Origin of the sequence: Pseudomonas sp. IB20, assembly GCF_009707325.1 — a bacterium.
Classification (GTDB): domain Bacteria; phylum Pseudomonadota; class Gammaproteobacteria; order Pseudomonadales; family Pseudomonadaceae; genus Aquipseudomonas.
Map to the genome: position 1 here is coordinate 2,325,275 of NZ_CP046103.1, position 21,915 is coordinate 2,347,189.

The 21,915-nt window shown below is 61.6% G+C and carries 21 protein-coding genes and 2 pseudogenes; 12 read left to right on the forward strand and 11 right to left on the reverse strand.

From position 1 onward, the window contains the following. Positions 1-43: 43 nt before the first annotated feature. Positions 44-1,132: a polyamine ABC transporter substrate-binding protein gene (locus tag GJU48_RS10750; RefSeq protein ID WP_094952708.1), complete on the reverse strand. Its 1,089-nt coding sequence runs from the start codon at positions 1,130-1,132 to the stop codon at positions 44-46. 19 nt (positions 1,133-1,151) lie between these two features. Further along, positions 1,152-2,441: an NAD(P)/FAD-dependent oxidoreductase gene (locus GJU48_RS10755; RefSeq protein ID WP_176462987.1), complete on the reverse strand. Its 1,290-nt coding sequence runs from the start codon at positions 2,439-2,441 to the stop codon at positions 1,152-1,154. A gap of 116 nt (positions 2,442-2,557) precedes the next feature. Here GJU48_RS10755 and GJU48_RS10760 point away from each other — a divergent pair, with 116 nt between their 5' ends. From GJU48_RS10760 to GJU48_RS10775, 4 genes and pseudogenes are all read left to right on the forward strand, one after another. After that, positions 2,558-3,433 carry a LysR substrate-binding domain-containing protein gene (locus GJU48_RS10760; RefSeq protein ID WP_094952710.1) on the forward strand — a complete coding sequence of 292 codons (876 nt, stop codon included), beginning with the start codon at positions 2,558-2,560 and terminating at the stop codon, positions 3,431-3,433. A 72-nt stretch (positions 3,434-3,505) separates the two neighbouring features. Beyond that, positions 3,506-4,110, forward strand: a pseudogene (locus tag GJU48_RS10765) (LysE family translocator). A gap of 97 nt (positions 4,111-4,207) precedes the next feature. Then, positions 4,208-6,496: a 5-methyltetrahydropteroyltriglutamate--homocysteine S-methyltransferase gene (metE, locus tag GJU48_RS10770; RefSeq protein ID WP_094952711.1), complete on the forward strand. Its 2,289-nt coding sequence runs from the start codon at positions 4,208-4,210 to the stop codon at positions 6,494-6,496. A 313-nt stretch (positions 6,497-6,809) separates the two neighbouring features. Continuing rightward, entirely contained in the window at positions 6,810-7,352 is a 543-nt protein-coding gene (locus GJU48_RS10775; protein ID WP_371917711.1) for a DUF924 family protein, read from the forward strand. On the opposite strand, the gene GJU48_RS10780 is transcribed toward GJU48_RS10775, so the two are convergent. Then, complete coding sequence (locus GJU48_RS10780) at positions 7,349-8,782, reverse strand: alpha/beta hydrolase family protein (RefSeq protein ID WP_094953302.1); 1,434 nt, start codon at positions 8,780-8,782, stop codon at positions 7,349-7,351. The genes GJU48_RS10775 and GJU48_RS10780 overlap by 4 nt on opposite strands. 174 nt (positions 8,783-8,956) lie before the next feature. On the opposite strand from GJU48_RS10780, the gene yfcF reads away from it, so the two are divergent. Beyond that, positions 8,957-9,589, forward strand: a complete 633-nt coding sequence (gene yfcF / locus GJU48_RS10785) for a glutathione transferase (protein ID WP_094953300.1) — start codon at positions 8,957-8,959, stop codon at positions 9,587-9,589. A gap of 3 nt (positions 9,590-9,592) precedes the next feature. Here yfcF and GJU48_RS10790 read toward each other — a convergent pair whose 3' ends face one another. After that, positions 9,593-9,838 (reverse strand): hypothetical protein, encoded by a 246-nt coding sequence (locus tag GJU48_RS10790; RefSeq protein WP_094953298.1) that lies wholly within the window; start codon positions 9,836-9,838, stop codon positions 9,593-9,595. A gap of 145 nt (positions 9,839-9,983) precedes the next feature. Here GJU48_RS10790 and GJU48_RS10795 point away from each other — a divergent pair, with 145 nt between their 5' ends. Both GJU48_RS10795 and GJU48_RS10800 read left to right on the forward strand, forming a co-directional pair. Then, positions 9,984-10,628 carry an ATPase gene (locus tag GJU48_RS10795; RefSeq protein ID WP_094953296.1) on the forward strand — a complete coding sequence of 215 codons (645 nt, stop codon included), beginning with the start codon at positions 9,984-9,986 and terminating at the stop codon, positions 10,626-10,628. Between the two features lie 45 nt (positions 10,629-10,673). Then, positions 10,674-11,015, forward strand: coding sequence for a hypothetical protein (locus GJU48_RS10800; RefSeq protein ID WP_094953294.1), 342 nt, complete (start codon positions 10,674-10,676; stop codon positions 11,013-11,015). 59 nt (positions 11,016-11,074) lie between these two features. On the opposite strand, the gene GJU48_RS10805 is transcribed toward GJU48_RS10800, so the two are convergent. Beyond that, positions 11,075-11,821 (reverse strand): creatininase family protein, encoded by a 747-nt coding sequence (locus GJU48_RS10805; protein WP_094953292.1) that lies wholly within the window; start codon positions 11,819-11,821, stop codon positions 11,075-11,077. 30 nt (positions 11,822-11,851) lie between these two features. Then, positions 11,852-12,565: a murein L,D-transpeptidase catalytic domain family protein gene (locus GJU48_RS10810; protein ID WP_094953290.1), complete on the reverse strand. Its 714-nt coding sequence runs from the start codon at positions 12,563-12,565 to the stop codon at positions 11,852-11,854. A gap of 39 nt (positions 12,566-12,604) precedes the next feature. Between GJU48_RS10810 and GJU48_RS10815 the strand changes: the two genes are divergently transcribed. Then, the gene (locus GJU48_RS10815) at positions 12,605-14,206 is read left to right on the forward strand and encodes a L,D-transpeptidase family protein (RefSeq protein ID WP_094953288.1); all 1,602 of its coding nucleotides are present in this window, start codon (positions 12,605-12,607) and stop codon (positions 14,204-14,206) included. Between the two features lie 36 nt (positions 14,207-14,242). On the opposite strand, the pseudogene GJU48_RS10820 reads toward GJU48_RS10815, so the two are convergent. Both GJU48_RS10820 and GJU48_RS10825 read right to left on the reverse strand, forming a co-directional pair. Next, positions 14,243-14,695 (reverse strand): annotated as a pseudogene (locus tag GJU48_RS10820) (AAA family ATPase); the annotation flags it as partial. A gap of 42 nt (positions 14,696-14,737) precedes the next feature. After that, positions 14,738-15,787 (reverse strand): alginate lyase family protein, encoded by a 1,050-nt coding sequence (locus GJU48_RS10825; protein ID WP_094953284.1) that lies wholly within the window; start codon positions 15,785-15,787, stop codon positions 14,738-14,740. 108 nt (positions 15,788-15,895) lie between these two features. Between GJU48_RS10825 and dapF the strand changes: the two genes are divergently transcribed. Next, positions 15,896-16,699, forward strand: a complete 804-nt coding sequence (gene dapF / locus GJU48_RS10830) for a diaminopimelate epimerase (protein WP_094953282.1) — start codon at positions 15,896-15,898, stop codon at positions 16,697-16,699. On the opposite strand, the gene GJU48_RS10835 is transcribed toward dapF, so the two are convergent. Together GJU48_RS10835 and GJU48_RS10840 are read right to left on the reverse strand one after the other, a co-directional pair. Then, positions 16,696-17,829 (reverse strand): PAS domain-containing sensor histidine kinase, encoded by a 1,134-nt coding sequence (locus GJU48_RS10835; protein WP_094953280.1) that lies wholly within the window; start codon positions 17,827-17,829, stop codon positions 16,696-16,698. The genes dapF and GJU48_RS10835 overlap by 4 nt on opposite strands. Next, the gene (locus GJU48_RS10840) at positions 17,819-18,634 is read right to left on the reverse strand and encodes an alpha/beta fold hydrolase (RefSeq protein WP_176463003.1); all 816 of its coding nucleotides are present in this window, start codon (positions 18,632-18,634) and stop codon (positions 17,819-17,821) included. The genes GJU48_RS10835 and GJU48_RS10840 overlap by 11 nt, the downstream gene beginning before the upstream one ends. A 130-nt stretch (positions 18,635-18,764) precedes the next feature. Between GJU48_RS10840 and GJU48_RS10845 the strand changes: the two genes are divergently transcribed. Together GJU48_RS10845 and GJU48_RS10850 are read left to right on the forward strand one after the other, a co-directional pair. Further along, the gene (locus GJU48_RS10845) at positions 18,765-19,811 is read left to right on the forward strand and encodes a TPM domain-containing protein (protein ID WP_155295987.1); all 1,047 of its coding nucleotides are present in this window, start codon (positions 18,765-18,767) and stop codon (positions 19,809-19,811) included. A 116-nt stretch (positions 19,812-19,927) separates the two neighbouring features. After that, entirely contained in the window at positions 19,928-20,473 is a 546-nt protein-coding gene (locus tag GJU48_RS10850; RefSeq protein ID WP_256589315.1) for a GNAT family N-acetyltransferase, read from the forward strand. Positions 20,474-20,477: 4 nt separating this feature from the next. Here the strand turns inward: GJU48_RS10850 and GJU48_RS10855 are convergent, their stop codons facing one another. Further along, positions 20,478-20,972, reverse strand: coding sequence for a DUF1543 domain-containing protein (locus GJU48_RS10855; protein ID WP_094953276.1), 495 nt, complete (start codon positions 20,970-20,972; stop codon positions 20,478-20,480). Positions 20,973-21,066: 94 nt separating this feature from the next. On the opposite strand from GJU48_RS10855, the gene GJU48_RS10860 reads away from it, so the two are divergent. After that, a complete protein-coding gene (locus GJU48_RS10860; RefSeq protein WP_094953274.1) occupies positions 21,067-21,888 on the forward strand; it encodes an aldo/keto reductase in 822 nt (273 codons plus the stop codon). The last annotated feature ends 27 nt before the right edge of the window (positions 21,889-21,915 follow it).

A 21,915-nucleotide genomic window follows, 5' to 3' on the forward strand; every position in this document is an offset into this window, starting at 1 on the left:
GAATGAGTTGTCGTGGCACGCAGGTTTTCTGTGGCAGGTGCGCTTAGGTGTTGGTCTTCAACTTGGTCCACAGCCGGGTAGCCAGCCGTGCAATGGCCGGGGGCAGGTCTTCGACGATAAACAACGTGTCCATCACGCTTTTCGGCGGGTAGATCGCCAGGTCCTGCTTAACCGCAGGAGTGAGGAACTCATCCGCCGCGCTGTTGGGGTTGGCGTAGTGGATGCTGTTGCTGATGTTGGCGATCACCTTGGGCTCGAGCAGGTAGTTCATGTAGGCGTAGGCGTTCTTTTCATGGGGCGCGGCCTTGGGCATCACCACCATGTCCAGCCACAGCGTCGAGCCTTCTTCGGGGATGGAGTAGCCGATCTGAATGCCATTGTTGGCTTCTTTTGCGCTCGTAGCCGCTTGCACTACGTCACCGTTGAAACCGATCACCGCGCAGATATTGCCGTTGGCCAAGTCGCTGATGTACTTGGACGCGTGGAAGTATTGGACGTAGGGCCGGATCTTCAACAGTGCCTGCTCGGCCTGTTTATAGTCGGCGGGTTCATGGCTGTGGTGAGGCAGGCCGAGGTAGTTGAGGGTGATGGGCAGAATCTGCGTGGGGTTGTCGATGATTGCCACGCCGCAGGTACTGAGCTTTTTGATTGTGTCTTCGTCAAAAAACATCTTCCACGAGCGGGTGACGTCGGTGTTGCCGAAGATCGCCTTGATCTTCTCGACGTTGTAGCCGATGCCCGCCGTGCCCCACATGTAGGGGAAGCCGTACTGGTTGCCCGGGTCGTTGACTTCGAGTTTTTTCATCAGCAGTGGGTCGAGGTTTTTCCAGTTCGGCAACTGGCTGCGGTCGAGCTTCTGGATCGCGCCGGCCTTGATCAGCCGCGACAAGAAGTGGTTGGAAGGGCTGACCACGTCGTAGCCGGTGTTGCCGGTCATCAACTTCGATTCAAGCACTTCGTTGCTGTCATGAATGTCGTAGGTGGCCTTGATGCCGGTGGCCTGAGTAAAATTGGTGAGGGTGTCGTCGGCGATATAGCCGTTCCAGTTGGAGATGTTCACTTCTTCAGCGGCGTGGCTGGCCGCCGACAACGCGCCGAGTATCACCGCCACAGACAATCGCTTGATGTGCATTGCATTCACCTTTTTTGTTTTAGATTTCTGAACGGGCGCGCACCGCTTCGATGCGCATGCGCAGCAGGGCGCCAAGGTCGAACAGCGGGCGCGGCGGCAACCAGCCCGGTTGCGCACGCTGGATGACCGATTGCAGTAACGGCGAGCTGTGCCCGCAGGCCCACTGCGCCATCAGCCGGCCCCACAAGGTGCCGCGCGCCACGCCGGAACCGTTGCACCCGGCGATGGCGTACAGGTTGTTTTCGACCTTGGCGAAGTACGGTTGGCCCGACCGCGAAGCGCTGAGGTGGCCGGTCCAGGTGTAGTGGATGTCCTGTTCGGTGAGCCACGGGAAGCGTCGTTGCAAACCCCGCACATGGTGCTGGCGGCGTTGCAGCAAGTCGGTGTTGGACAAGTCGCGGGTGCGGTACTCGGCGGTGTTGCGGATCATCACGCGCCGGTCCGGCGTCAGACGTACCGTGGCGCCGAGTGGTCGCGTGGACAGCACGCCCCAGGGCTCGGCGGCGCATTCTTTGTCCGTCAGCGGGCGGGTGAGGCTGGCGCTGAGTTCCATGGGGAACGTGGCGCTGTGGTCCAGGCCTACGCGCGGCACAAAGGCGTTCAGGCACACCAGCACGTGCCGCGCTTCAATACTGCCGCCAGGGCTGGTCGCGCGAATGCTGCCGTTGCCCATGCGCTCAAGGCCGCTGATGTCGGTGTGTTCAAACAGGCTGACCGAGGCCGGTAACGCCGCCAGCAAACCCTTCACGTACTTGGCCGGTTGCAGCAGGGCGTTGCCATTGCCGCACCAGATCCCGGCCTGGTAATGCGCGGTGCCGAGCTTCTGGTGCAGCGCGTCGCCTTGCAGAAATTGTGCAGAAGCGCCGAGGGCGAGCAAGGTGGCGAGTTTGCTGTCGACGTGATCGAGCTTATCGGCGTCATGCACGGCGAAGAAGTAACCGTTGTCGCGATAGTCGCAGTCGATGGCATGGCGAGCAATGCGTTGGCGCACCTCGTCGCTCGCCGCGCGGGAGATCGCGGTGTCCACCTCAAAACCGTCGAAGCCCACATTGCCCAGCAACTCGCTTTCGGTCGGGTGTTCGTGCGCCACCACAAACCCGGAGTTTCGCGCCGAGGCACCTTGCGCCGCGCATTGGCGGTCGACGATCACGATACGTGCATCGGGGTGCAACTCGGCCAGGCTGTGAGCCGCGCAGAGCCCGGTGATACCCGCGCCGATCACCAGCCAGTCGGCCTGCTGTGTACCTTTCAAGGCGCTGCGGGCGGGCAGGGGTTGGGTTTGGGCGATCCAGCCACAGATATTGTCCACGTTTACCTCGGCTGCATGCGTTGATCGCATGGATGATTTAAGTCGATGGCTGGAATTTATAGGGACTTGGGTGGTACAACCAACGCTATAAAATCATCCAGCTATTCGGAAAGCGCATGGATAAGCTTCGTCACGTACCGTCGATGCAAGGTCTGCAGGCGTTGGTGGCAGTCAGCGACAGCAGCAGTTTCACCCAGGCTGCGCACACGTTGTGCCTGACCCAGAGCGCGGTCAGTCGCCAGGTGCAGCAATTGGAAAGCCACTTCGGTGTGGCGCTGTTCACGCGCACCAGCCGCCGTTTGCAGCTGACGGCTGAAGGCGAGCAGGTATTGATTTTCGCACGCAGTATCCTCGCGCAACTCAAGGCGCTGGAGGACCGCATCTCGCCGCACAAACGCCCGTTCCGCATTCGCCTGCATGTGTCGTTGGCCGTGCGCTGGCTGCTGCCCAAGTTGAGCGATTTCTACCGGTTGCACCCGGACATTTCCCTGGCCATCGAGACCGTCGCCACGGAAGTGGTCGAGCCTGCCGGCGACAGCGATGCCTACATTCAGTACCTGCCCACGCCGCCCACTGATCCGACGTGCCTCACGCTGTTCCAGGAAAAACTGGTACCGGTGTGTGCGCCCAGCCTGAAGCCGTTGGCAACCCTTGCTGACCTGCGCACCGTGGCGCTGCTGCACCGCTCGGTCGACCAGCAAGACTGGCGCGTATGGCTTGCCGCCAACGGCGCCGGTGCACTGGAGGACTACCGGCACATTCCCTTCAACCTCGATGAATTGGCGCTGGACGCCGCCGCGCGCGGGCTGGGTGTGGCGATGACCGACTTGAGCCTGGCCGCTGAATCCATCGAGCGCGGCGTGCTGGTGGTGCCGTTGGGTGAGCCGTTGGAGACGGGCGGGGTGTATGCGCTGTGCTTGCAACCGATGGCGGCGTCCCACGCAGGGTGTGCCGTGGTCATGGCGTGGTTCGCACAACAGGTACAACGCTGAACTACAAACGTACAAGATTCAGCGTAAACCGCCTCAGTAGACTCGCGGACTTCTTCTACGGCAGGTTTTTTCATGGACATTTTCCTCTACGCCTTCAGTGTCATGTACAGCCCGGGCCCTGTGAACTTGATGGGCCTGAACGCCGGGCTCACCGGTAAATTGCGCCGCTGCAGTGGGTTCTACATTGGCGTGGGCTGCGCGATGCTGCTGATGTTCGTGCTGTTCGGCTACACCGGCGAGGCGATCGTTTCCCAGGCGGCGCTGCCGTATATCTCACTGGTCGGCGGTGTGTACACGCTGTACCTCGCCTATCAAGTGTTCACCGCCGCACGGTGGTTGAAGCGTCTTCAAGCACGCCGACCAAGGCCCTCACGTTCTGGAATGGCCTGGTGATTCAGTTGCTCAACCCCAAAGGCATCGTGGCGGTGTTGCCGATTACCAGCGTGATGTTGCCGGCGGCGCATGTTACCGGGGCGTCCATCGCCGGGGTTTCGGCCTTGCTGGGGCTGGGCGCAGTCGGTGCGCCGTGGGTCTACGCCTTGCTGGGCGCGGTGCTGGGGCGGCGGATTAACGGGGCGTCGGCGTTTACCGTATTCAATCGTTGCATGGGCTTGGCGCTGGCAGCGTGTGCGTATTTCATGTTTCACGCGTTCTATCTACACGTGATGGCAACATGAGTGGTTCTCGTGATCGTCTAGAGTAAAATGAGTTTGTCTCACTATGAGTGTGTGTCGACAATGGCTGCCATCAATATCGACATTGGAGTTGTAAGTCATGGCAGTCGCTCATTCCCTTGGATTTCCGCGCATTGGACGCGATCGTGAACTGAAAAAAGCGCAGGAAGCGTTTTGGAAGGGCGAGCTCGACGAGGCCGGCCTGCGTGCCGTGGGCCGTGACTTGCGCAAGGCGCACTGGGAACTGCAAAAACAAGCCGGTATCGAGCTGCTACCGGCCGGTGATTTCGCCTGGTACGACCAAGTCCTGACTCACTCGCTGATGTTCGGTGTGATCCCTGAACGCCTCCGCCCAGCCGATGGCAACACCACGCTGCAGACCCTGTTCGGCATGGCCCGTGGTGTCAGCGACAGCTGCTGCGGCGGTGCCCACGCCCAGGAAATGACCAAGTGGTTTGATACCAACTATCACTACCTGGTGCCTGAGTTCAGCGCCGACCAGCAATTCCAACTGGGTTGGGAGCAGTTGTTCGAAGAGGTTAAAGAAGCCCGTGACCTGGGCCACAACGTCAAGCCCGTGGTCATCGGCCCGCTGACTTACCTGTGGCTGGGCAAGGCCAAGGGCGGCGACTTCGACAAGCTAGACCTGCTTGACCGCCTGCTGCCGTTGTATGGCCAGATCTTCCAGCGCCTGGCGGATTTGGGCGTTGAGTGGGTGCAAATCGATGAGCCGATCCTGGTGCTCGACCTGCCACAAGACTGGAAAAACGCCTTTGAGCGCGCCTACAACCAGATCCAGCGCGACCCGCTGAAAAAACTCGTGGCCACCTACTTTGGCGGTTTGGAAGAGAACCTCGGCCTAGCCGCCAACCTGCCGGTTGATGGTTTGCACATCGACTTGGTGCGTGCACCGGACCAGTACCCGACCATTCTCGACCGCTTGCCGGCGTATAAGGTGTTGTCCCTGGGCGTGGTCAATGGCCGTAACGTCTGGCGCTGCGACCTGGAAAAAGCCCTGGCGACCTTGCAGCACGCGCATGAGAAATTGGGCGATCGCCTTTGGGTCGCGCCGTCTTGCTCGCTGCTGCACAGCCCGGTTGATTTGGGCCGCGAAGACACGCTGGATGCCGAGCTGAAAAGCTGGTTGGCCTTCGCCGTGCAGAAGTGCGCGGAAGTTGCGGTGCTGGCCCAGGCCGTCAACGCACCGCAAGCCCCTAACGTGCTCGCCGCCCTGGCGGAAAGCCGTGCCGTGCAAGCTGCCCGTTCGGCCTCGCCACGGATTCACAAGCCTGCCGTGCAAGCCCGTGTGGCGGCGATCACCGCCAAGGACAGCCAGCGTCAGTCGCTGTTTGCCCAGCGTATCGAGAAGCAACGTGCCGGCCTGAACCTGCCGCTGTTTCCGACCACGACTATCGGTTCGTTCCCGCAGACCGCCTCGATTCGCCTGGCGCGCCAGTCGTATAAAGCCGGCAAGTTGAGCGAAGCCGAATACGTCGAAGCCATGCACAGCGAGATCAAGCATGCCGTTGAAGTGCAGGAACACCTCGGCCTGGACGTGCTGGTACATGGCGAAGCTGAGCGTAACGACATGGTCGAGTACTTCGCCGAGCAGCTCGACGGCTACGTGTTCACCCGTTTCGGCTGGGTGCAGAGCTACGGTTCGCGCTGCGTGAAACCGGCGGTGATCTTCGGCGACCTCAGCCGTGCGAAAGCCATGACCGTGGAGTGGATCCGCTACGCCCAAGGCCTGACCAACAAGGTGATGAAGGGCATGCTGACCGGCCCGGTGACCATGCTGATGTGGTCGTTCCCGCGCGAAGACGTGAGCCGCGAAGTGCAGGCGCGGCAACTGGCGCTGGCGATTCGCGACGAAGTGGTGGACCTGGAAGCCGCTGGTATCAAGATCGTGCAGATCGACGAAGCCGCGTTCCGCGAAGGCCTGCCGTTGCGCCGGGCGCAGTGGCAGCACTATCTGGACTGGGCCACCGAAGTGTTCCGCCTGTGCGCCTGTGGCGTGCGCGACGAAACCCAGATTCACACGCACATGTGCTACAGCGAGTTCAACGATGTGATCGAGTCCATTGCGGCGATGGATGCTGACGTGATCACCATCGAAACCTCGCGCTCCGATATGGAACTGCTGGAGGCGTTCGAAGCCTTTGCTTACCCGAACGACATTGGCCCGGGCGTCTATGACATCCACTCGCCACGCGTGCCGGATGCGTCGGAAATGGCCAATTTGCTGCGCAAGGCGGCCAAGCGCATTCCTGCGCAGCGCCTATGGGTCAACCCGGACTGCGGCCTAAAAACCCGCGGCTGGCCGGAGACGGAAGCGGCGTTGATTCATATGGTTACTGCTGCGCGGCAACTGCGGGCTGAACTGGCCTAACACAGGGTAGGCATGTGGGAGTACAGCCTGAGCAGCACACCCATCTGCCTGATGTATTGAGATCCAAATGTGGGAGCTGGCTTGTCGGATCGCCGCACCGCTGCGATGCAGACACCTCGGTGTATCAGCCCACATTTGATCTTCGCTGCTTTGAGCTTTTGCGTCCGCTTAACCGACCGGCATCAGGGCAAGCCAGCTCCCACACCAAAAGGCTAACCCTAGGTGCAGCCCCGGCGCCGGAGGCGAAACTTAATCGCCTCTGGCGGCGTCAATGATGAAATCTGCAGGCTCATAGGAGGCAATGATGACAAGCATGAACGGCCAGCCGGCCGAGGCGGTGATTCAATTTTGGAAGCAGGCGGGGCCCAAGCGCTGGTTTGCCAAGGACGCGGCGTTCGACGCAGCGTTTCGCGACACCTTCTACGCCACCCATATGCAAGCCGCTCGGCGCGAGCTGGAAGGTTGGCTGGATTCAGCGCACGGCGCGCTAGCGTTGTTGATCCTGCTGGATCAGTTCCCGCGCAATGCCTTTCGCGGTACGGCGCACATGTTTGCCACCGACCCGCTGGCGCGGCTGTATGCGCAGCGCATGCTCGATGCCGGGCTGGATCAGTTGATCGAGCCCGAGCTGCGAGCGTTCTGTTATCTGCCGTTTGAGCATTCCGAAGACCCGGCCGATCAGCAGCGCTCGCTGGTGTTGAACCAGCGCCTGGATGCCAGCACCTACCATTGGGCCAAGGAGCACGCAAACATCATCGAACGGTTCGGGCGTTTTCCCCATCGCAACGCGGTGTTGGCCAGGGCCACCACCGCGCAAGAACGTGAGTTTCTGGTTAAAGGCGGCTTCGCAGGCTAAGCCGGTGCCAGGGCTTCCTTGGCGCCTGCCGCGCGATAACGCCGCAAGCCCTTGAGGTCGACCGCCCAGCGCAATGCTTCGGTCGCCGAGGGGCGTGGGCCATGGGTGATCGCCTGTTCATCGTTGCCGAGTGCACCGAGGTAGCCTTGGGCGCCGCCGCGTTCGCTCCAGTAGTGGGTGTGACTGAACCACGACCGTGCCAGCCAGCCCTTCCACTTGCCTACAGTGACCGGCAAATCCAGCACGCCGGCGCCCATCACCGGCTTGACCGGGCCCGCGACGATATCGCCAAACAGGCCGTAGGGCGCCGGGAAGTAGAGGTTGGTCCAGCGCGTCACGGCAAAGGCCGCCGCGTGGTGCAAATACTGTGGGGTGAAGGGTTTTTCGCCGAGCATCACTGGCTGGCGGGCGTTGTAGCCGTAGCCCTTTTCGTCCTGGGTGGGCGGGCAGGCCGGGGCTTCGCGACGTGCCATGCGTTGTTTGAAGTCACTGACGCTGCGGCCCAGCAACAAGCTGGCGTGGGCCATCGGGCTGCCGACGGTGACCAGGTCGGTGATGCGCCACGGGTTGCCCAGGCCACGTTGCTCGATAAACGCTTGGGTCTGCTGTTCGCGAAACCTCAAGAGGCTGCCCAGGCTGCCGTCGAGTGCGGCACCGGCGTTTGGCAGCGCATCCTTGACCACCGGTTGCAGCGGTTCGTGGTGGGCATACCGGTTGGCCAGCTCGCGGTTACTGGGGATGACTTTGGTGAGTTGATCGTGATGTTCGTGCCACAGGTAGCCGACGATATCGTAGGCAATCATGCTGCCCAAACTGTGGCCGACGACGATGATGCGGTCGTACTCGCCCTTGTTGTGCAACGCGCGCAGCAGCGCCACGCCGTCGGCACGGATCTGTTCGCGCACCACGACATTTTGCGGGTTGGGGCTGAGGTAACGCGCCGCATCGCCCAGGTAGGACAGCGCGGAATAGCGCAGCCCCAGGCCGATGGCGCCGAGCAGCAGCGGCACCAGGGCGTAAGGGTTGTCGTGGTGCTCGAATTTTCCCCAGGCGGTGGCGAGGCTGCCGCTGGCGATCAGCAGCAACAGCAGGATCACCGTCCAGCGCGTGGTGCGCCAAATCGGCACGATGGCGTCGGGGATATCACGGCGCGGGCGCTTAAAGATGTCCCACAGCCAGCCCAGCAGATGGCCGAGCTTGGTGCCCTGCATCTTGTGGGCCCAGTAGTACTCGTAGAAATCCGTGCTTGTGCGGCCCGAGGACTTCAGCACGCGCAGGTCGAAGTTGCGCGACAGCCGGTCCGGTTTGCTCCAGTACAACGGGGTGCCGTCGGGGGTGTCGGCGGGGATCATCGCTTCGACAAAACCACGCAACGTATCCATTGGGCGTTGTTCACCGATGCCGTGAATGACGACAACTGCTTGTTTCATAAGCTGTTCTTCCTTGAGCACTTTTGAATGGCGGAGCGTTCTCGCAGACTAGCGAGTCGCTATGATATTGCCACTATTGGGCCTATTCCCGCCAGGAATGGCCCCATAAAAACCCTGCATTGTCTTTATCGCCGCAGATCTCGTAGCGTGGGGTTCCATTCAAGGAGATCGCCCATGCACCCGAGCCCGCTGCGCCTCTATGTAGATTCGATGTTTACCAGCCCCTATGCGATGTCGGTGTTTGTCACCCTGCGCGAAAAAGGCCTGGCGTTCGACCTGCTCACCCTGGATTTGGACGCCGGGCAAAACCAGGCGGCGGACTTCGCCCAGCTCTCGGTGACGCAGCGCGTGCCTACGTTGGTTGAGGGCGACTTTGCGCTGTCGGAATCTTCCGCGATCACTGAATACCTGGAGCAGGTCTACCCCGAAACGCCGGTGTACCCTGCTGATCCAAAAAAGCGGGCGAGTGCGCGGCAGGTGCAGGCGTGGCTGCGTAGCGACTTACTGCCGATCCGTCAGGAACGTTCGACGTTGGTGGTGTTTTACGGGCAGAAGATGCCGCCGTTGTCGCCCGTTGCAGAGGCGGCCGCGCGCAAGCTGATCAGCGCGGCGCAGGCGCTGCTGGCGGGCAATCCCCACTACCTGTTCGGCCAATGGTCGATTGCCGATGTGGACCTGGCGGTGATGCTCAACCGTCTGATCCTCAACGGTGACAGTGTGCCAGCCGAGTTGGTGGATTACGCACAGCGCCAATGGCAGCGGCCGTCGGTGCAGGCATGGGTCAACCTGCAGCGCCCGGCGCTTTAGGGTTTACAGCCATTCGTGGGCTACGCGTCGGTCCAAATCTTCCCAGTCCGCCATGCCCAGCACCCGTGTGGTGTTCAAACCGCGCAGGTAACCGCGCAGTTGCTGGGCGCTGGCGTAGCGCTGGTCGGCATCGGCGGTTTGATCCTGCAGCACGTTTTCATAATCGACCAGGTAATCGGCGACCCGCTCGCGAAACTCCGGCAATACGGCTTCGCGGATGCGGTCGAAGGTTTTCTGGTGGGGCTTCATGGCAGGGTCCTTATAGTTTTATAGAGGTCGCGAGATACTCGACACTATCGGTTCAAATGATAGTCACCATCAAGGATCGCAAGTTCTGTTTTTGTACCAAAAGCGCAGAATCACCCCATCGAGACGCTGTTCAAGGAAATGCGCGATGAGGACGATGATCCAGTTGGGTTTAATCATGCTGATGCTTGGCACGACGGTGTTGGCCAATCCGGCAATTGCCGATGATCTGCGTACCGGCCATTTGCTGGCACTCGCCGGTAGCGTAGACTCCCTGCAGCACGCGCAGTCGGTGGGGGTGTTGTACAGCGAAAACACCCGCGACAACCTCAGTTACCTTGAACGCTACCACGCCATGGCCATGAACGGCGCCAAGGATGCCCTTGACGGGCGCATCCGCGAGGCGTTCGTCAACAGTTCAGACCCGGAACTGGCGATTGATTGGCTGATGAATTCATTGCAGGGCACTTTTCGCAGCGTGACGGTCTATAGCAGCCTGGATGAACTGGTGCAGGCGCACCCTGATGTGGTGGTGATGCTCGACACCCATAACCAGCTGCTGACCCAGCGTAACGACCAGGTCGAGGCGCGTTTTGTTGCACGGTTCTATGATGCAGACCTGCAATACATCGCCAAGGCCGAAGGCTCGGTACACAAACAAGTGCCATCGGTTTGGGTGCATGACAAGGCGGCCCCGGAAATTGCCGCGCAGATTGAACAGCAGCGTGATGTACAGCTCAATGCCTTGAAGCAGTTTGATGCATCGCTCAAGGCCCTGGTCCGCGCCGGATGACGCGCGGATCGATGTGAACCCTATTGGTTATTTTCAGGAATGTTTATGCGCTCTTTTTTCGTCCCGGCCCTGGCTTTTGCTTCGTTGTTGCTGACCGGTTGTATCACTGCGCCCAATGCGCCGAGCTTAACCCTGCAAACCAGCAAGACTCCCGAAAGCTATGTGCAATGTGTATTGCCCAAGCTTGAAAAGTACGGCTTCACCTCGACCGTGACGCAGAACTCGCGCCACGCCAAGGTGGTGTTGACCAGCAAGATTGCCGCCGATGACGTGCTGGAGGCCTACAAGTCCCAGGACGGCACCAAAGTGTTCCTGTACGAGCGTAAGCCACTGGCGTCGGCGATCAAGCCGTCGCGGCTTGAGTTGGCGGCTCAGGACTGCAAGTAGCTAAAGGCCAATACACGAGTGACGGCACCACCGCTCCCACATTTTGCTTTGTGTCGTGGTTAGGGTTTTGCTTCGCTACTGAAGCTGTTCACGGTCTTGACCAGCCCTTTAGCCGCCAACGCCACCAACTCACCGCCTTTTTCCACCGTCGCCAGGGCCGGGTCCGAACCCATGCGCCCGTCGGGGAAGCGTGCGCGGAAGTCCAGCGCTTCGCGGATCGGCCCGGTGTTGGCGATTTGTGGGGAATAGTCGGCTGACTTGATCGAATCAGCGTACGCCCATTGCGTCACCGCAATCTCCGACGGCGTGGCATGGCTGCCATGGCCGACTGGGAATTGGCGCTGCGCCAGGTCAGTGACGCCTTCCAGGTCCCACCAGTTCACCAGTTTCAGCGCGAACCCGGCCGGGCGGCGGGCGAAGCTCGCCTCGGCGTACAGCTCGGAAAACGCCGCTTCAATGGTAGCGATATTGCCGCCGTGGCCGTTCAGAAACAGGATCTTCTCGAAACCATGCCCGGCCAACGAGCGCACCCAGTCGCCAATCGCGGCAATAAAGGTGGAAGGGCGCAGCGAAATAGTGCCGGGAAAGCCCAAGTGGTGCTGGGCCATGCCGATGTTGAAAGTCGGGCCGATCAGGATGTCGGCGTTCTTCTGCGCCTCATGGGCGATGATCTGCGGGCACATCCAGTCAGTGCCCAGCAGGCCGGTGGGGCCGTGTTGTTCGTTGGAACCGATGGGGATCACCACCGTGCGGCTGCGTTCCAGAAACTGCCCGATCTCGATCCAGGTGGAGTGGTGTAGAAGCATGCGACGCTCTCTTTTATCTGTGGGGACAGGCTAACCACCACGGATTGTACGACTACTTGCCACTTGTTGGGGCTTGCAGTTCAGATACGTTGACGACTTCAACCAACGCTGGTCCGGGTACCAGGAAAACATGAACTGCCCGTCCTTGAGCTTATCCACCACTTGGCGCGCCACCTGCGGGCGTACGGCAGGGCAACCCTGGCTGCGGCCGATACGGCCTTCGCGCTTGCTCCACGCGGAGTTGACGTAGTCGGCAGCGTGGATCACCAGCGCGCGGTCGCGGGCCTGGTCGTTGAAACCGGGCTCCAGGCCGTCCATGCGTAACGAATAGCCGTGGGCGCCGAGGTAACTTTCCTGGGTGCGGAACAAGCCCAGGCTGGACTGGTGGCTGCCTTCGAGATTGGAAAATTGCGTGGCGAAGTTTTCCCCGGATTTTGCGCCGTGGGCCACCAGATCACGCAGCACCAGGGTCTTTTTGCGCAAGTCGAAGATCCACAGCCGACGAGCGGTCGAGGGCTGGGAGTAGTCAATAACCGCTAGGCGCTCTGAGCGTTCCTCGCCGTTATTGACCGCGCACTGCACGGCGCTCAGGGCGCTTTTCAGTACTGTGGGATTGAGTTCTGGAGCCGAGCGCGCCAGGCTGCTATACAAGTTAGGAGGATTCCCATTGGCGGCGAGCGCTAAATTGCTCAACGTAGCCAGGGTGATGGTGATCAAACCGAAGCGGCACATAAAAGTCAGCATCTACAAAGCGTCCCCCGCTGTGGATTGGAGCCCAGTCAATTGTTCAAAAAACACGCATGTTACTTGAGCATTTGCCTGCTCGTTGCACCATTGGTCGCGACAGCTGACGAACTGCCAGTGGGCGCCGTGCCGGTTATTTCCCTAAGCCCTGTGCAAATGGCCCCGGTGCAACAGGCCCTCGCGCAGCTCCCCAGCGTTTGCCCCAAACTCGCCCCGCACATCGACGCCGCGGCGCAATCGCGCTTGCAAGCGTTCTATCAGCAGCAGGGTGATGTGCCGCTGTGGTCTGCCGATGACCGCCGCCAAGCCTTGCACACTCAATTGCTGATGCTGGCGGACGACGGCCTGGACCCTACCCACTATAGCCTGCCTGCGGCGGACGCCACGGCCAACGTGCTGTGCAGCGATATCGACGTCAGCCGCCAGTACCTGCAAGCCCTGCAGGATTTGCACTTCGGGCGCTTGCAGCAATCACGCTTTGAGCCGCTGTGGCATTCCCAGCCGCCCACCCGCGACCCGAATACCGAGGTGCTGGCCTTCGCCGCCACCGGGCTGCAAGACATGGCCCAAGCCTTCGACCAGGCACGCCCCAGCGCCGACCTTTACCGCAGCTTACGCAATGCCTATGCCACCGTGCGCCTGCAACCGTTGCCGCACTGGGACCCGGTCGGCAGCGGCCCATTGCTGCGCCCCGGCATGGAAGACCCGCGCGTGCCGGAGCTGGCGCGGCGCTTGTACAGCGGCGGCTACCTGGCCAAGGCGCCCACCGGCAATGGCAAGCAATACGGTGATGAACTGGTCAAGGCGGTGAAGGCCTTCCAGCTCAGCCACTCGTTGCAGGCCGATGGCGTGATTGGCGCGGGCACCGTGGCCGAACTCAACATCAGCCCGGCGATGCGCCGCGACCAACTGCGCATCAACCTTGAGCGTTTCCGCTGGCTGGCCCAGGACCTGGAGCCCGAAGGTGTGCTGGTCAACGTCGCCGCCGCGCAGCTGAGCGTCTACCAGAGTGGCATCCCCGTGTGGCAAACCCGTCTGCAAGTCGGGCGCGCCGAACGCCAGACGCCGCTGCTCAAGTCGCGTATCACCCGACTGACCCTGAACCCCACCTGGACCATCCCGCCGACCATCATGCGCGAGGACAAACTCCCGGCCATCCGCCTCAACCCCGAATACCTGCGCCAGCAAAACCTCCAAGTGCTCGACGCCGAAGGCCGCCCGTTGGCGCCTGAACAGATCGACTGGGCGCGCCCGGGCAACATCCTCCTGCGCCAGGACGCTGGCCCGCGCAACCCGCTGGGCAAGATCGTGATGCGCTTTCCCAACCCCTACTCGGTGTACTTGCATGACACGCCAAGCCAACCGCTGTTTACCAAAGGGCCGCGCGCCTTCAGCTCGGGTTGTGTGAGGGTTGAGCAACCATTGCTGCTGCGCGACCTGCTGGTGAGCCCGGCCGAACGCACGCGCACCGACGAACTGCTCGCCACCGGCGTGACCCACGAATTCCGGCTGGCCACGCCGGTGCCGGTGCTGTTGGGGTACTGGACGGTGGAAGTCGATCGCCAGGGTGGCCTGGTGTACGCGCCGGACATCTATGGGCGCGACCTGGTGTTGATGAAGGCGATGGGGGCTGTGCTTTAAGGTCGGCACCTTACCTGTGGCGCCAACGCGATGCTTCACAAGCGCCGTATCGACCGTCAGCGGCAGTTCATCCCAAGGCTCATACTCATGCGCCGATACCGACTGCCAAGTAGGTGGTACCAAGCCGGCAATATCACCTGAACGGCTTTCAACGCGGCGCTGGTGTTCCTGCCGATCCGAACAGACCACCTGAATATTCAACAACTCAACGCCTGCCGCCGTCGCCACGGCCTTCCACGCCGCCCGGCTTTCCCTGACCGGGTTCACACAATCGGCAATGACCCTGTGCCCCAAGCGCACATTACTCAACGCCAGCGCATTCGCCACGCCATAACCACTGGCACCCACATCACCGGCCAACACGCCCGCATCCCGCAGCGCCTGCTCAATCACATCGATACGCAGGTACACCGCACCGATCTGGCGCGCCAGTTCGTTGGCAATCGTGGTTTTGCCGCTGCCGGGAAGGCCACTGAACACAATAAGCATCATCAATCCTTTGCAAGGGGAACCCGGCCAGTCTAGCCGCGCTTACTTCAAATAGCAGGCACTGATCCAGTCTGCCGGGTGTGCTGCCAGTTGCGTCGCCACAGGCAGGTAACGCTTGTCCAACTGCGCCGCCAGCCAGAAGAGCGTCGCGCTGCTGTTGGGTTGCCAGGTGCCGCTGTACCCGGCTTCGCCTACCCCGGCGCGGTCTTTGTCGAATTGCACGTGGGTGTGCACAAACTCCTCGTGGCTGCGTTGCCCAGTGGCATACGGCACCAGCCAATCGAGCGCGCCAGCCAGGGACGCGCCCTTCACGCTGATGCTCAGCCAGTCGCCGCCGCCGCCGTCGTAGGGCTTGGCCGCCAGCGCGGCCTGTACCAGGGGCTCAAGGTCATAGACCACGTAATGCAAGGCATCGCGGTCCTGGAAGTCGGTAACCGAGCCATCCGGCAGCACGTTGTCGGCGATCTGCTGCTTGAACAGCTGGTGCGCGTGTTCAAGCATCGCGCGGTCGCCCAGTGCGGCGGCGGCCACGCTGACCAGTTTGACGCGATGGCTCTGCCAGTTATTGGTCTGGGTGCCTTTTTTCTGCCCATGGAATTGCTCGATACGCGCGATGTAACCGTTGCCCAGGTTGCTGATCAAGCGGCGGCTGGCGGCGCGGGTTTCCAGGCGCAGGTGATCGGCGGTCAGCGCATAGGCAGTGATCAGCATGTCGAGGTTGGTTTCATCAATCGGGTTGAAGTCCGGCTGGTACACGTCGGCCCACGCGGCCAGGTAGTCGTCGACTTGCTTGAGGTAACGTGGGTCACCGCTCAACCGCCACGCCAGCGCCGCTTGGCGCATCACTGGCCAGTCTTTTTCGGCGGCAATACTTTGCTCACGGATGCCGTGGTGGGGCAGGGTGCCTTCAGTGTGCAGATGGGGCAACGGGTTGGGCGGGTCGGCCAGGTGCCGTTGGGCGGCTGCCAGCAGCGCCTTCGACATCGGGTTCGACGTGGCCGGCTGGCACAGGCTGGGATTTTGCGCGGCCGCCATGGCCGCGTGGGAAAACGCGAGCAGCAGCGCGGTTAAAGCGAAGAAGGTTTTTTTCATGGCGGGCTCTGCCGGATCAGCACGCACACACGCTAACATGCGCCCGAATCGGCTTGGATGAAACTCCCGTATGCTGACCCTCTACTCAGCTCGCCCACCGGACAGCCCATGACCTTGCCCTTTGTGAAGATGCATGCCCTTGGCGACGATTTCATCATCATCGACCGCCGTGGCCACAGCGACCCGGTCACCGCGCAGCTCGCCCGTCGCCTGGGCGACCGCCACACCGGTATCGGTTTCAATCAGTTGGCGGTGGTCCTCGACTGCGATGACGCCGCCGCGCGCATCAAGTTCTGGAACCCCAACGGCACACCTTTGCAAACCTGCGGCAGTGCCACGCGCGGTGTCGCCGACCGCTTGATGCACGAAGCCGGCAGCGATTCGATTGTGTTGCGCACCGATCGAGGCTTGCTGACGTGCGCACGCGTTGCGGGGCAGCGGGTTTCGGTCGACATGGGCGAGCCGTCGCTGGCGTGGTCGGCCGTGCCGCTGGCCACGGCGATGGATACCCGCACCTTGCCCATTGAAGGCGACCCGGCGGCGTGCGGCATGGGCAACCCGCACTGCACCTTTTTTGTCGATGACGTTGCTGTCGTCGACGTGGCCGCCGTGGGCCCGGCGCTGGAAACCCACCCGTTGTTCCCGGCCAAGACCAATGTGCATTTCGTGCAGGTGCTGGATCGCAGCCATATCCGCCTGCGTATCTGGGAGCGTGGCGGCGGTGTGCCGCAGGGTTCCGGTTCGTGTTGCTGCGGCGCCGTGGTCAATGGGATCCGACGCGGCTTGCTGGATGAGACAGTGCAGGTGCAGTGCGACGGCGGCACGGTCACGGTGCAGTGGGACGGGCAGGGCGGTGTGGTATTGACCGGCAGCGTCGAGCCGATCATGCAAGGCACGGCGTATCTGTTCTAAAACTTTACGGTAAATGTCGTACCGTTAATGGCGCAGGAACTTACCGTTACGTCGCCGCCATGCACTTTGGCCAATTCGTGCACGATGTACAGGCCCAAGCCCACGCTGCGCACACCGCTGCCTTGGTCGGTGCCACGGGTCATGGGCTCGAACAGGCCTGCCAGCAGCGTTTCTGGAATTACCGCGCCGTGGTTGTGCACCGCCACTTCGCAGCCGGTATCGCCTAGCCGTGAGGTGATGGTGATCGGCTGGAGCGGGTCGCCATACGCCACGCTGTTGGCCACCAGGTTACCGATGATCTGCTGCACACGGTCGGCATCCAGGCAGGCATCGCCATGGCCTTGGGCTTGATGTTCCAACGTGGCCTTGGGGAAGGCCACGCGCAGTTCATCCACCGCGTGCGCAATCACCGCGTGCAACTCCAGCGGCGCGGCCTTGATGGTGATGCCGTGGCCGACCCGGGCTTGGGTGAAGTCGAGCAAGTCGGCGATCATTCGTTGGGCGCGCTCGGACGACTGGGCGATATGGCCCAACAACTGGCGCTCCTTGGTTGTACGCTCGCCACGATTGAGAAAATCGGACGCCATACGGATGGCCGTCAGGGGGTTCTTCAAATCGTGACTGACGATCGCCACCATCTGTTCAGCAAACAACGCACGACGCTGGGCAATGGCATAGGCCTCGCTCAATTCCGCCTGGGCCTGCTGCAGCGCGATTTCCGTGGCGGTTTTTTCCTGCAACAGCGCCTCGGCCAGGTTGCGCGCGTTGAGCAGCTCGCGTTCGTACTTGTCGCGGTCGGTGGTGCCGAACAGCGCGAGGTCGTAGACCACGGCGTCGGCCTGTTCGCGCTTGTTGCCATTGAGCAGCACGGTCACTTTGTGCCCGTCGTGGTGCAGCATGTCGAGCTTCACTTCGGTGACACTGCCGCGCAGGCGCAACATCGGCGCCAGGTGGGTCTGGTGGAAAATCCGCCCGCCCATGGTCAGCAAATCCTGAAAGCGCCGCCCGCACAGCTCGGCGCTGCTCAAGCCCAGCCATTCGCTGAACCGCGCGTTGGCTTGCAGGATCGTGCCGTCTTCTGCGGTGACGGCCAGGGCACAGGCGGCGTTGTCGAACAGGTCAACCGACATCAGTAATCGCCCACGGCGCCAGGAAGCTTTGCATCGCGGCTGCGCAGGCTTGCGGCGCGCTCATGTGCGGGCAATGACCCACATTGTCCACCAGGCAATACGTGCTGTTGGGCAGTACGCGGTGCAGGTATTCACCCACCGCCAGGGGCGCGATCAGGTCGTCGCTCGATTGCAGGATCAACACCGGGGCGGTCAGGCCGATCACGTCCTGGCGGTTGTCCGACAAAAAGGTCACGCGCGCAAACTGCTTGGCGATGTCGGGTTCGGTGCGGCAGAAACTCTCGCGCAGTTCGTCGCTCAAGGCCGGTTGCCCAGGCGCACCCATGATCACCGGGGCCATGGCGCTGGACCAGCCGAGGTAGTTGCTGTCGAGGGTGTCGAGCAGGTCGTCGATGTCGCTGCGCTTGAAACCGCCCGTGTAATCGACGTCATCAATGTAGCGCGGCGACGGGCCGATCATCACATGGGCGGCGATGCGCCCGGGGGCTTGGCGGTCGGCGAGGGTGCCGATCATCGCGCTGACCGAGTGGCCGACTAGGATCACCGGGCCTACGGCAAAGGCTTCGATAATCTCGTTCAGGTCCTGGGCATAGCCATCCAGCGTGCCGTACTTGGCTTTGTCGAATGCACTGAGGTCCGACAGGCCGGCCCCGACCAAGTCGTACATCACCACGCGGAAGCGGTCGACAAAGGCCGGGGCCAGGTAATTCCACATCGCCTGGTTGCAGCCGAACCCATGGGAGAACACCAGGGTCGCCATCCCGTTGCCCATCACACTGACGTTGTTGCGGTGCTTTAGGTTCATGCAATTCTCGTGTATGGCTTTTTGCTATGCGGGCTGCGAGCAGTTTAGATAGTCGCAGGCGTGGGGTCACGCGTTATACGTCGATAAGGTAAAGTCGTCGCCTTCAGGTAGAAACCTCAGGTAACAAAGCATGATGCTGTTTGTGCGGCAATCCGTGTTGAGTCTGCTGGCGCTGGTATTCATCGGGCTGTTCTGCACCGTCCATGCGCAGACGTCGCCCATTGGCGTTTCCCTCGATCAGCGGGTGATCGACCTCACCAACACCCTCGACACTGGCTTCACCACGCGCCTCAACGACCAACTCGCCGCCCTTGAACAGCGCAAAGGTGCGCAAGTCGCGGTACTGCTGGTGCCCACCACCGGCGGCGCGAGTATCGAGGACTACGCCAACCAACTGTTCCGCGCCTGGAAACTGGGGCGCAAGGACGTTAACGACGGCATCCTGCTGCTGGTGGCCAAGGACGACCGCAAAGTGCGTATCGAGGTGGGCTACGGCTTGGAGGGCACCGTTACTGACCTGTTGGCCCATCGCATTATCGAAGAACACATCACGCCGGCGTTTCGCCAGGGTGACTATGCGGGCGGTGTTCAACAGGCGGTCAATGACTTGACCGTGCTGGTGGACGGCGGCGATCTGCCCAGGGTGACCGGGCCTGGCATTAACCCCCAGGCGATAGCCGTGTTGCTGGCGTTTATCCTGGGCGGTATTGGCGGCGTACTGATAGCCGCCGGCAAGTTGCCTTGGCGCCGGGCATTAATTGCCGCCGTGGTGGCCACGCTGCTGTTGGCGCTTTATGGTGGCGGCCGCGAATGGCCGATGTACCTGCTGCTGTTGCCGCTGACCCTGCTGATCGGCGGCGCGACGTTTGGTGCGCTATGGCTGGCGCGTACCGTGTTTTACTGCGTGATCGGCTTGCTGCTCTACATCGGCGGGCTGCTGGTGGTGGGTCGATACGTCGACGTCAACTTCATCCATTGGTTGGCAATGCCGCTGGGAGCACTGGCTGTGCTGGGGGCGTACCTGGTGCTGTGGGTGGTCATGCGAAACGCCTGGAAAACCAGCCGGGTAGGGTTTGCCGTGCGGCTGTTTGCGGCGGTGGCGATGTACGTGGTGGCAGGTCTGGTTGCCGACGCGGGCCGTGACGGTTGGTTGCTGGCGGTTCCGCCTCCGGCATAGGGCTCCTGCGGATTTGGCGAGGGCTAAACCCTACTGCGGGCAATCGGCAGTGGTAAACACGGTCACGTGCATTCGTGATAAAACATTGAGCCTTTCACTCAGAGTACGGAGGCTCGATGCCTGCCGCCAACACCCCACGCGTGATTATTCGTGACGCCATTGCTGAGGACGCCGTGTGCATTGGCGTGCTGGGCATGCAGGTCTTCCTTGATACCTATGCCACCGAAGGCATTCGCAGCTCAATCGCCAATGAGGCACTGCACGCCTTCGCGCCGCAGACCATTAGTCAACTGATCACGCAGCCGGGTGTCTCGCTGCTGGTCGCGCAAGTAAATGGTCATCTTGTTGGCTTCGCCCAGATCAAGCTCAACGCCAGCCATTCGATGATCGACGCCGCTGACGCTGCCGAACTCCAGCGTCTCTATATTCAGGAGCGATTCACCGGCTTGGGGCTTGGTTGTCAGCTGCTGCAAGCGGCGGAGCAACACGCGGCGCGGGGCGGCGCCGGGTTATTGTGGGCCACCGTGTGGGTGGGCAATGAGCGGGCGCTGGGTTTCTACCCTCGGCGCGGGTATGAGGTGCTGGGTTCACCGACCTATACCTTCCAGGGAGAAACCCATGGCAATCGTCTGTTTGGTAAAACCTTGGTGCTCAGCACCTGAGAGCTTACGCCAGGACGATGTAGTCATTCTGCTGGATGATCGGCCGGTGCGGGCCTTGCACCAGATGAACATAGCGGCCGTCCACCAAGTCGATGGGCAGGCAGTCGTCGATGTCCATCACGCCGTCGGTGTGGGCCTGGGACCAGTGGCGCAGCATCTGCTGTTTGCCTTTGCTCATCGCTTCCTTTTTATTGCGCGCGACCACCAGCAAATAATGATGGGCCTCGCCAAACGCGTTGGCTTCATAGCCGCCCAGGTTGATGAAGTACAGGTGATGCGCATCCGCCTGGGGTGCCATCTGGCTGATCTGGACTTTCCAGCCGTCGACGCCGTCGACGGCCATCCATGAGTCGATATGCACACCCTTGGGGCTGCCGAACCAGCCGTCGCGCAATTGCGGGTAGGTGGATTCCAGCGTATCCGCCACCGCGAACACCACATCGTGAACTTCAATTCTGGCCCGTGGGTGCTTGCCCCCGAGCATGACGACAAACAGCATTGCAGGTCCTTCCTGGCGATTTAGCAGAGAGTAACCATACTTCTTGTTCGGCCAGTTCCACACTACTAATCCGCTAGTTAATCAGGAGGTTGTCATGCGTACCGTCGATTTAGCCGGTGTTCCCGTCCCTGTCATCGGTCAGGGAACCGCGAGCATGGGCGAAAACCCCGACCAGCGCAGGGCCGAAGTCGCCGCGTTGCAATTGGGTATCGACGAGGGCATGACTCTGATCGATACCGCCGAAATGTATGGCGAAGGCGGTGCCGAGGAAGTGGTCGGTGAGGCCATTCGCGGCAAACGCGACCAAGTGTTCCTGGTCAGTAAAATCTACCCTCACAATGCCAGCCACAAGGGCGTCCCCCGTGCCTGTGAAGCGAGTCTCCAGCGCCTGGGCACTGACTATATTGATCTGTACCTGTTGCACTGGCGTGGCCAGTACCCGCTTGAAGAAACCGTCGAAGCCTTTGAGCGTCTGCGTGAGGCCGGCAAGATCGGCCGCTGGGGCGTTTCCAATTTTGACGTGGCCGACCTTCAGGAACTTGCGTCCCCGGCCTGTGCCACCAACCAGGTGCTCTACAACATTGAAGAGCGCGGTATCGAATTCGACCTGCTGCCGTGGTGGCAACAGCACCATTTGCCATTGATGGCCTACTGCCCAATTGCCCAGGGCGGCGAGCTGCTGTCCAGCCCCACGCTCAAGCAAATCGCTCGCCGCCATGAGGTGACACCCGCCCAGGTTTCACTCGCCTGGGTCTTGCGGCAGGACGGCGTGATTGCCATCCCCAAGGCCGTGACACCCGAACATGTGCGGCTCAATGCCGGCGCCGCGCAGCTGGTGTTGGACGAGCACGACCTGGACGCCATCGACCGTGTGTTTGGCGCACCCAAGCGTAAGCACCCGTTGGCGATGGTGTAGCCCAACAGCAGGAGCGCCGCCGTCCAT

Coding starts and splice junctions, on each gene's coding strand:
- GJU48_RS10750 (WP_094952708.1), bottom strand. CDS start 1,132: ATGCACATCAAGCGATTGTCTGTGGCGGTGATACTCGGCGCGTTGTCG.
- GJU48_RS10760 (WP_094952710.1), top strand. CDS start 2,558: ATGGATAAGCTTCGTCACGTACCGTCGATGCAAGGTCTGCAGGCGTTG.
- metE (WP_094952711.1), top strand. CDS start 4,208: ATGGCAGTCGCTCATTCCCTTGGATTTCCGCGCATTGGACGCGATCGT.
- GJU48_RS10775 (WP_371917711.1), top strand. CDS start 6,810: ATGAACGGCCAGCCGGCCGAGGCGGTGATTCAATTTTGGAAGCAGGCG.
- GJU48_RS10780 (WP_094953302.1), bottom strand. CDS start 8,782: ATGAAACAAGCAGTTGTCGTCATTCACGGCATCGGTGAACAACGCCCA.
- yfcF (WP_094953300.1), top strand. CDS start 8,957: ATGCACCCGAGCCCGCTGCGCCTCTATGTAGATTCGATGTTTACCAGC.
- GJU48_RS10790 (WP_094953298.1), bottom strand. CDS start 9,838: ATGAAGCCCCACCAGAAAACCTTCGACCGCATCCGCGAAGCCGTATTG.
- GJU48_RS10795 (WP_094953296.1), top strand. CDS start 9,984: ATGAGGACGATGATCCAGTTGGGTTTAATCATGCTGATGCTTGGCACG.
- GJU48_RS10800 (WP_094953294.1), top strand. CDS start 10,674: ATGCGCTCTTTTTTCGTCCCGGCCCTGGCTTTTGCTTCGTTGTTGCTG.
- GJU48_RS10805 (WP_094953292.1), bottom strand. CDS start 11,821: ATGCTTCTACACCACTCCACCTGGATCGAGATCGGGCAGTTTCTGGAA.
- GJU48_RS10810 (WP_094953290.1), bottom strand. CDS start 12,565: ATGCTGACTTTTATGTGCCGCTTCGGTTTGATCACCATCACCCTGGCT.
- GJU48_RS10825 (WP_094953284.1), bottom strand. CDS start 15,787: ATGAAAAAAACCTTCTTCGCTTTAACCGCGCTGCTGCTCGCGTTTTCC.
- dapF (WP_094953282.1), top strand. CDS start 15,896: ATGACCTTGCCCTTTGTGAAGATGCATGCCCTTGGCGACGATTTCATC.
- GJU48_RS10835 (WP_094953280.1), bottom strand. CDS start 17,829: ATGTCGGTTGACCTGTTCGACAACGCCGCCTGTGCCCTGGCCGTCACC.
- GJU48_RS10840 (WP_176463003.1), bottom strand. CDS start 18,634: ATGAACCTAAAGCACCGCAACAACGTCAGTGTGATGGGCAACGGGATG.
- GJU48_RS10845 (WP_155295987.1), top strand. CDS start 18,765: ATGATGCTGTTTGTGCGGCAATCCGTGTTGAGTCTGCTGGCGCTGGTA.
- GJU48_RS10850 (WP_256589315.1), top strand. CDS start 19,928: ATGCCTGCCGCCAACACCCCACGCGTGATTATTCGTGACGCCATTGCT.
- GJU48_RS10855 (WP_094953276.1), bottom strand. CDS start 20,972: ATGCTGTTTGTCGTCATGCTCGGGGGCAAGCACCCACGGGCCAGAATT.
- GJU48_RS10860 (WP_094953274.1), top strand. CDS start 21,067: ATGCGTACCGTCGATTTAGCCGGTGTTCCCGTCCCTGTCATCGGTCAG.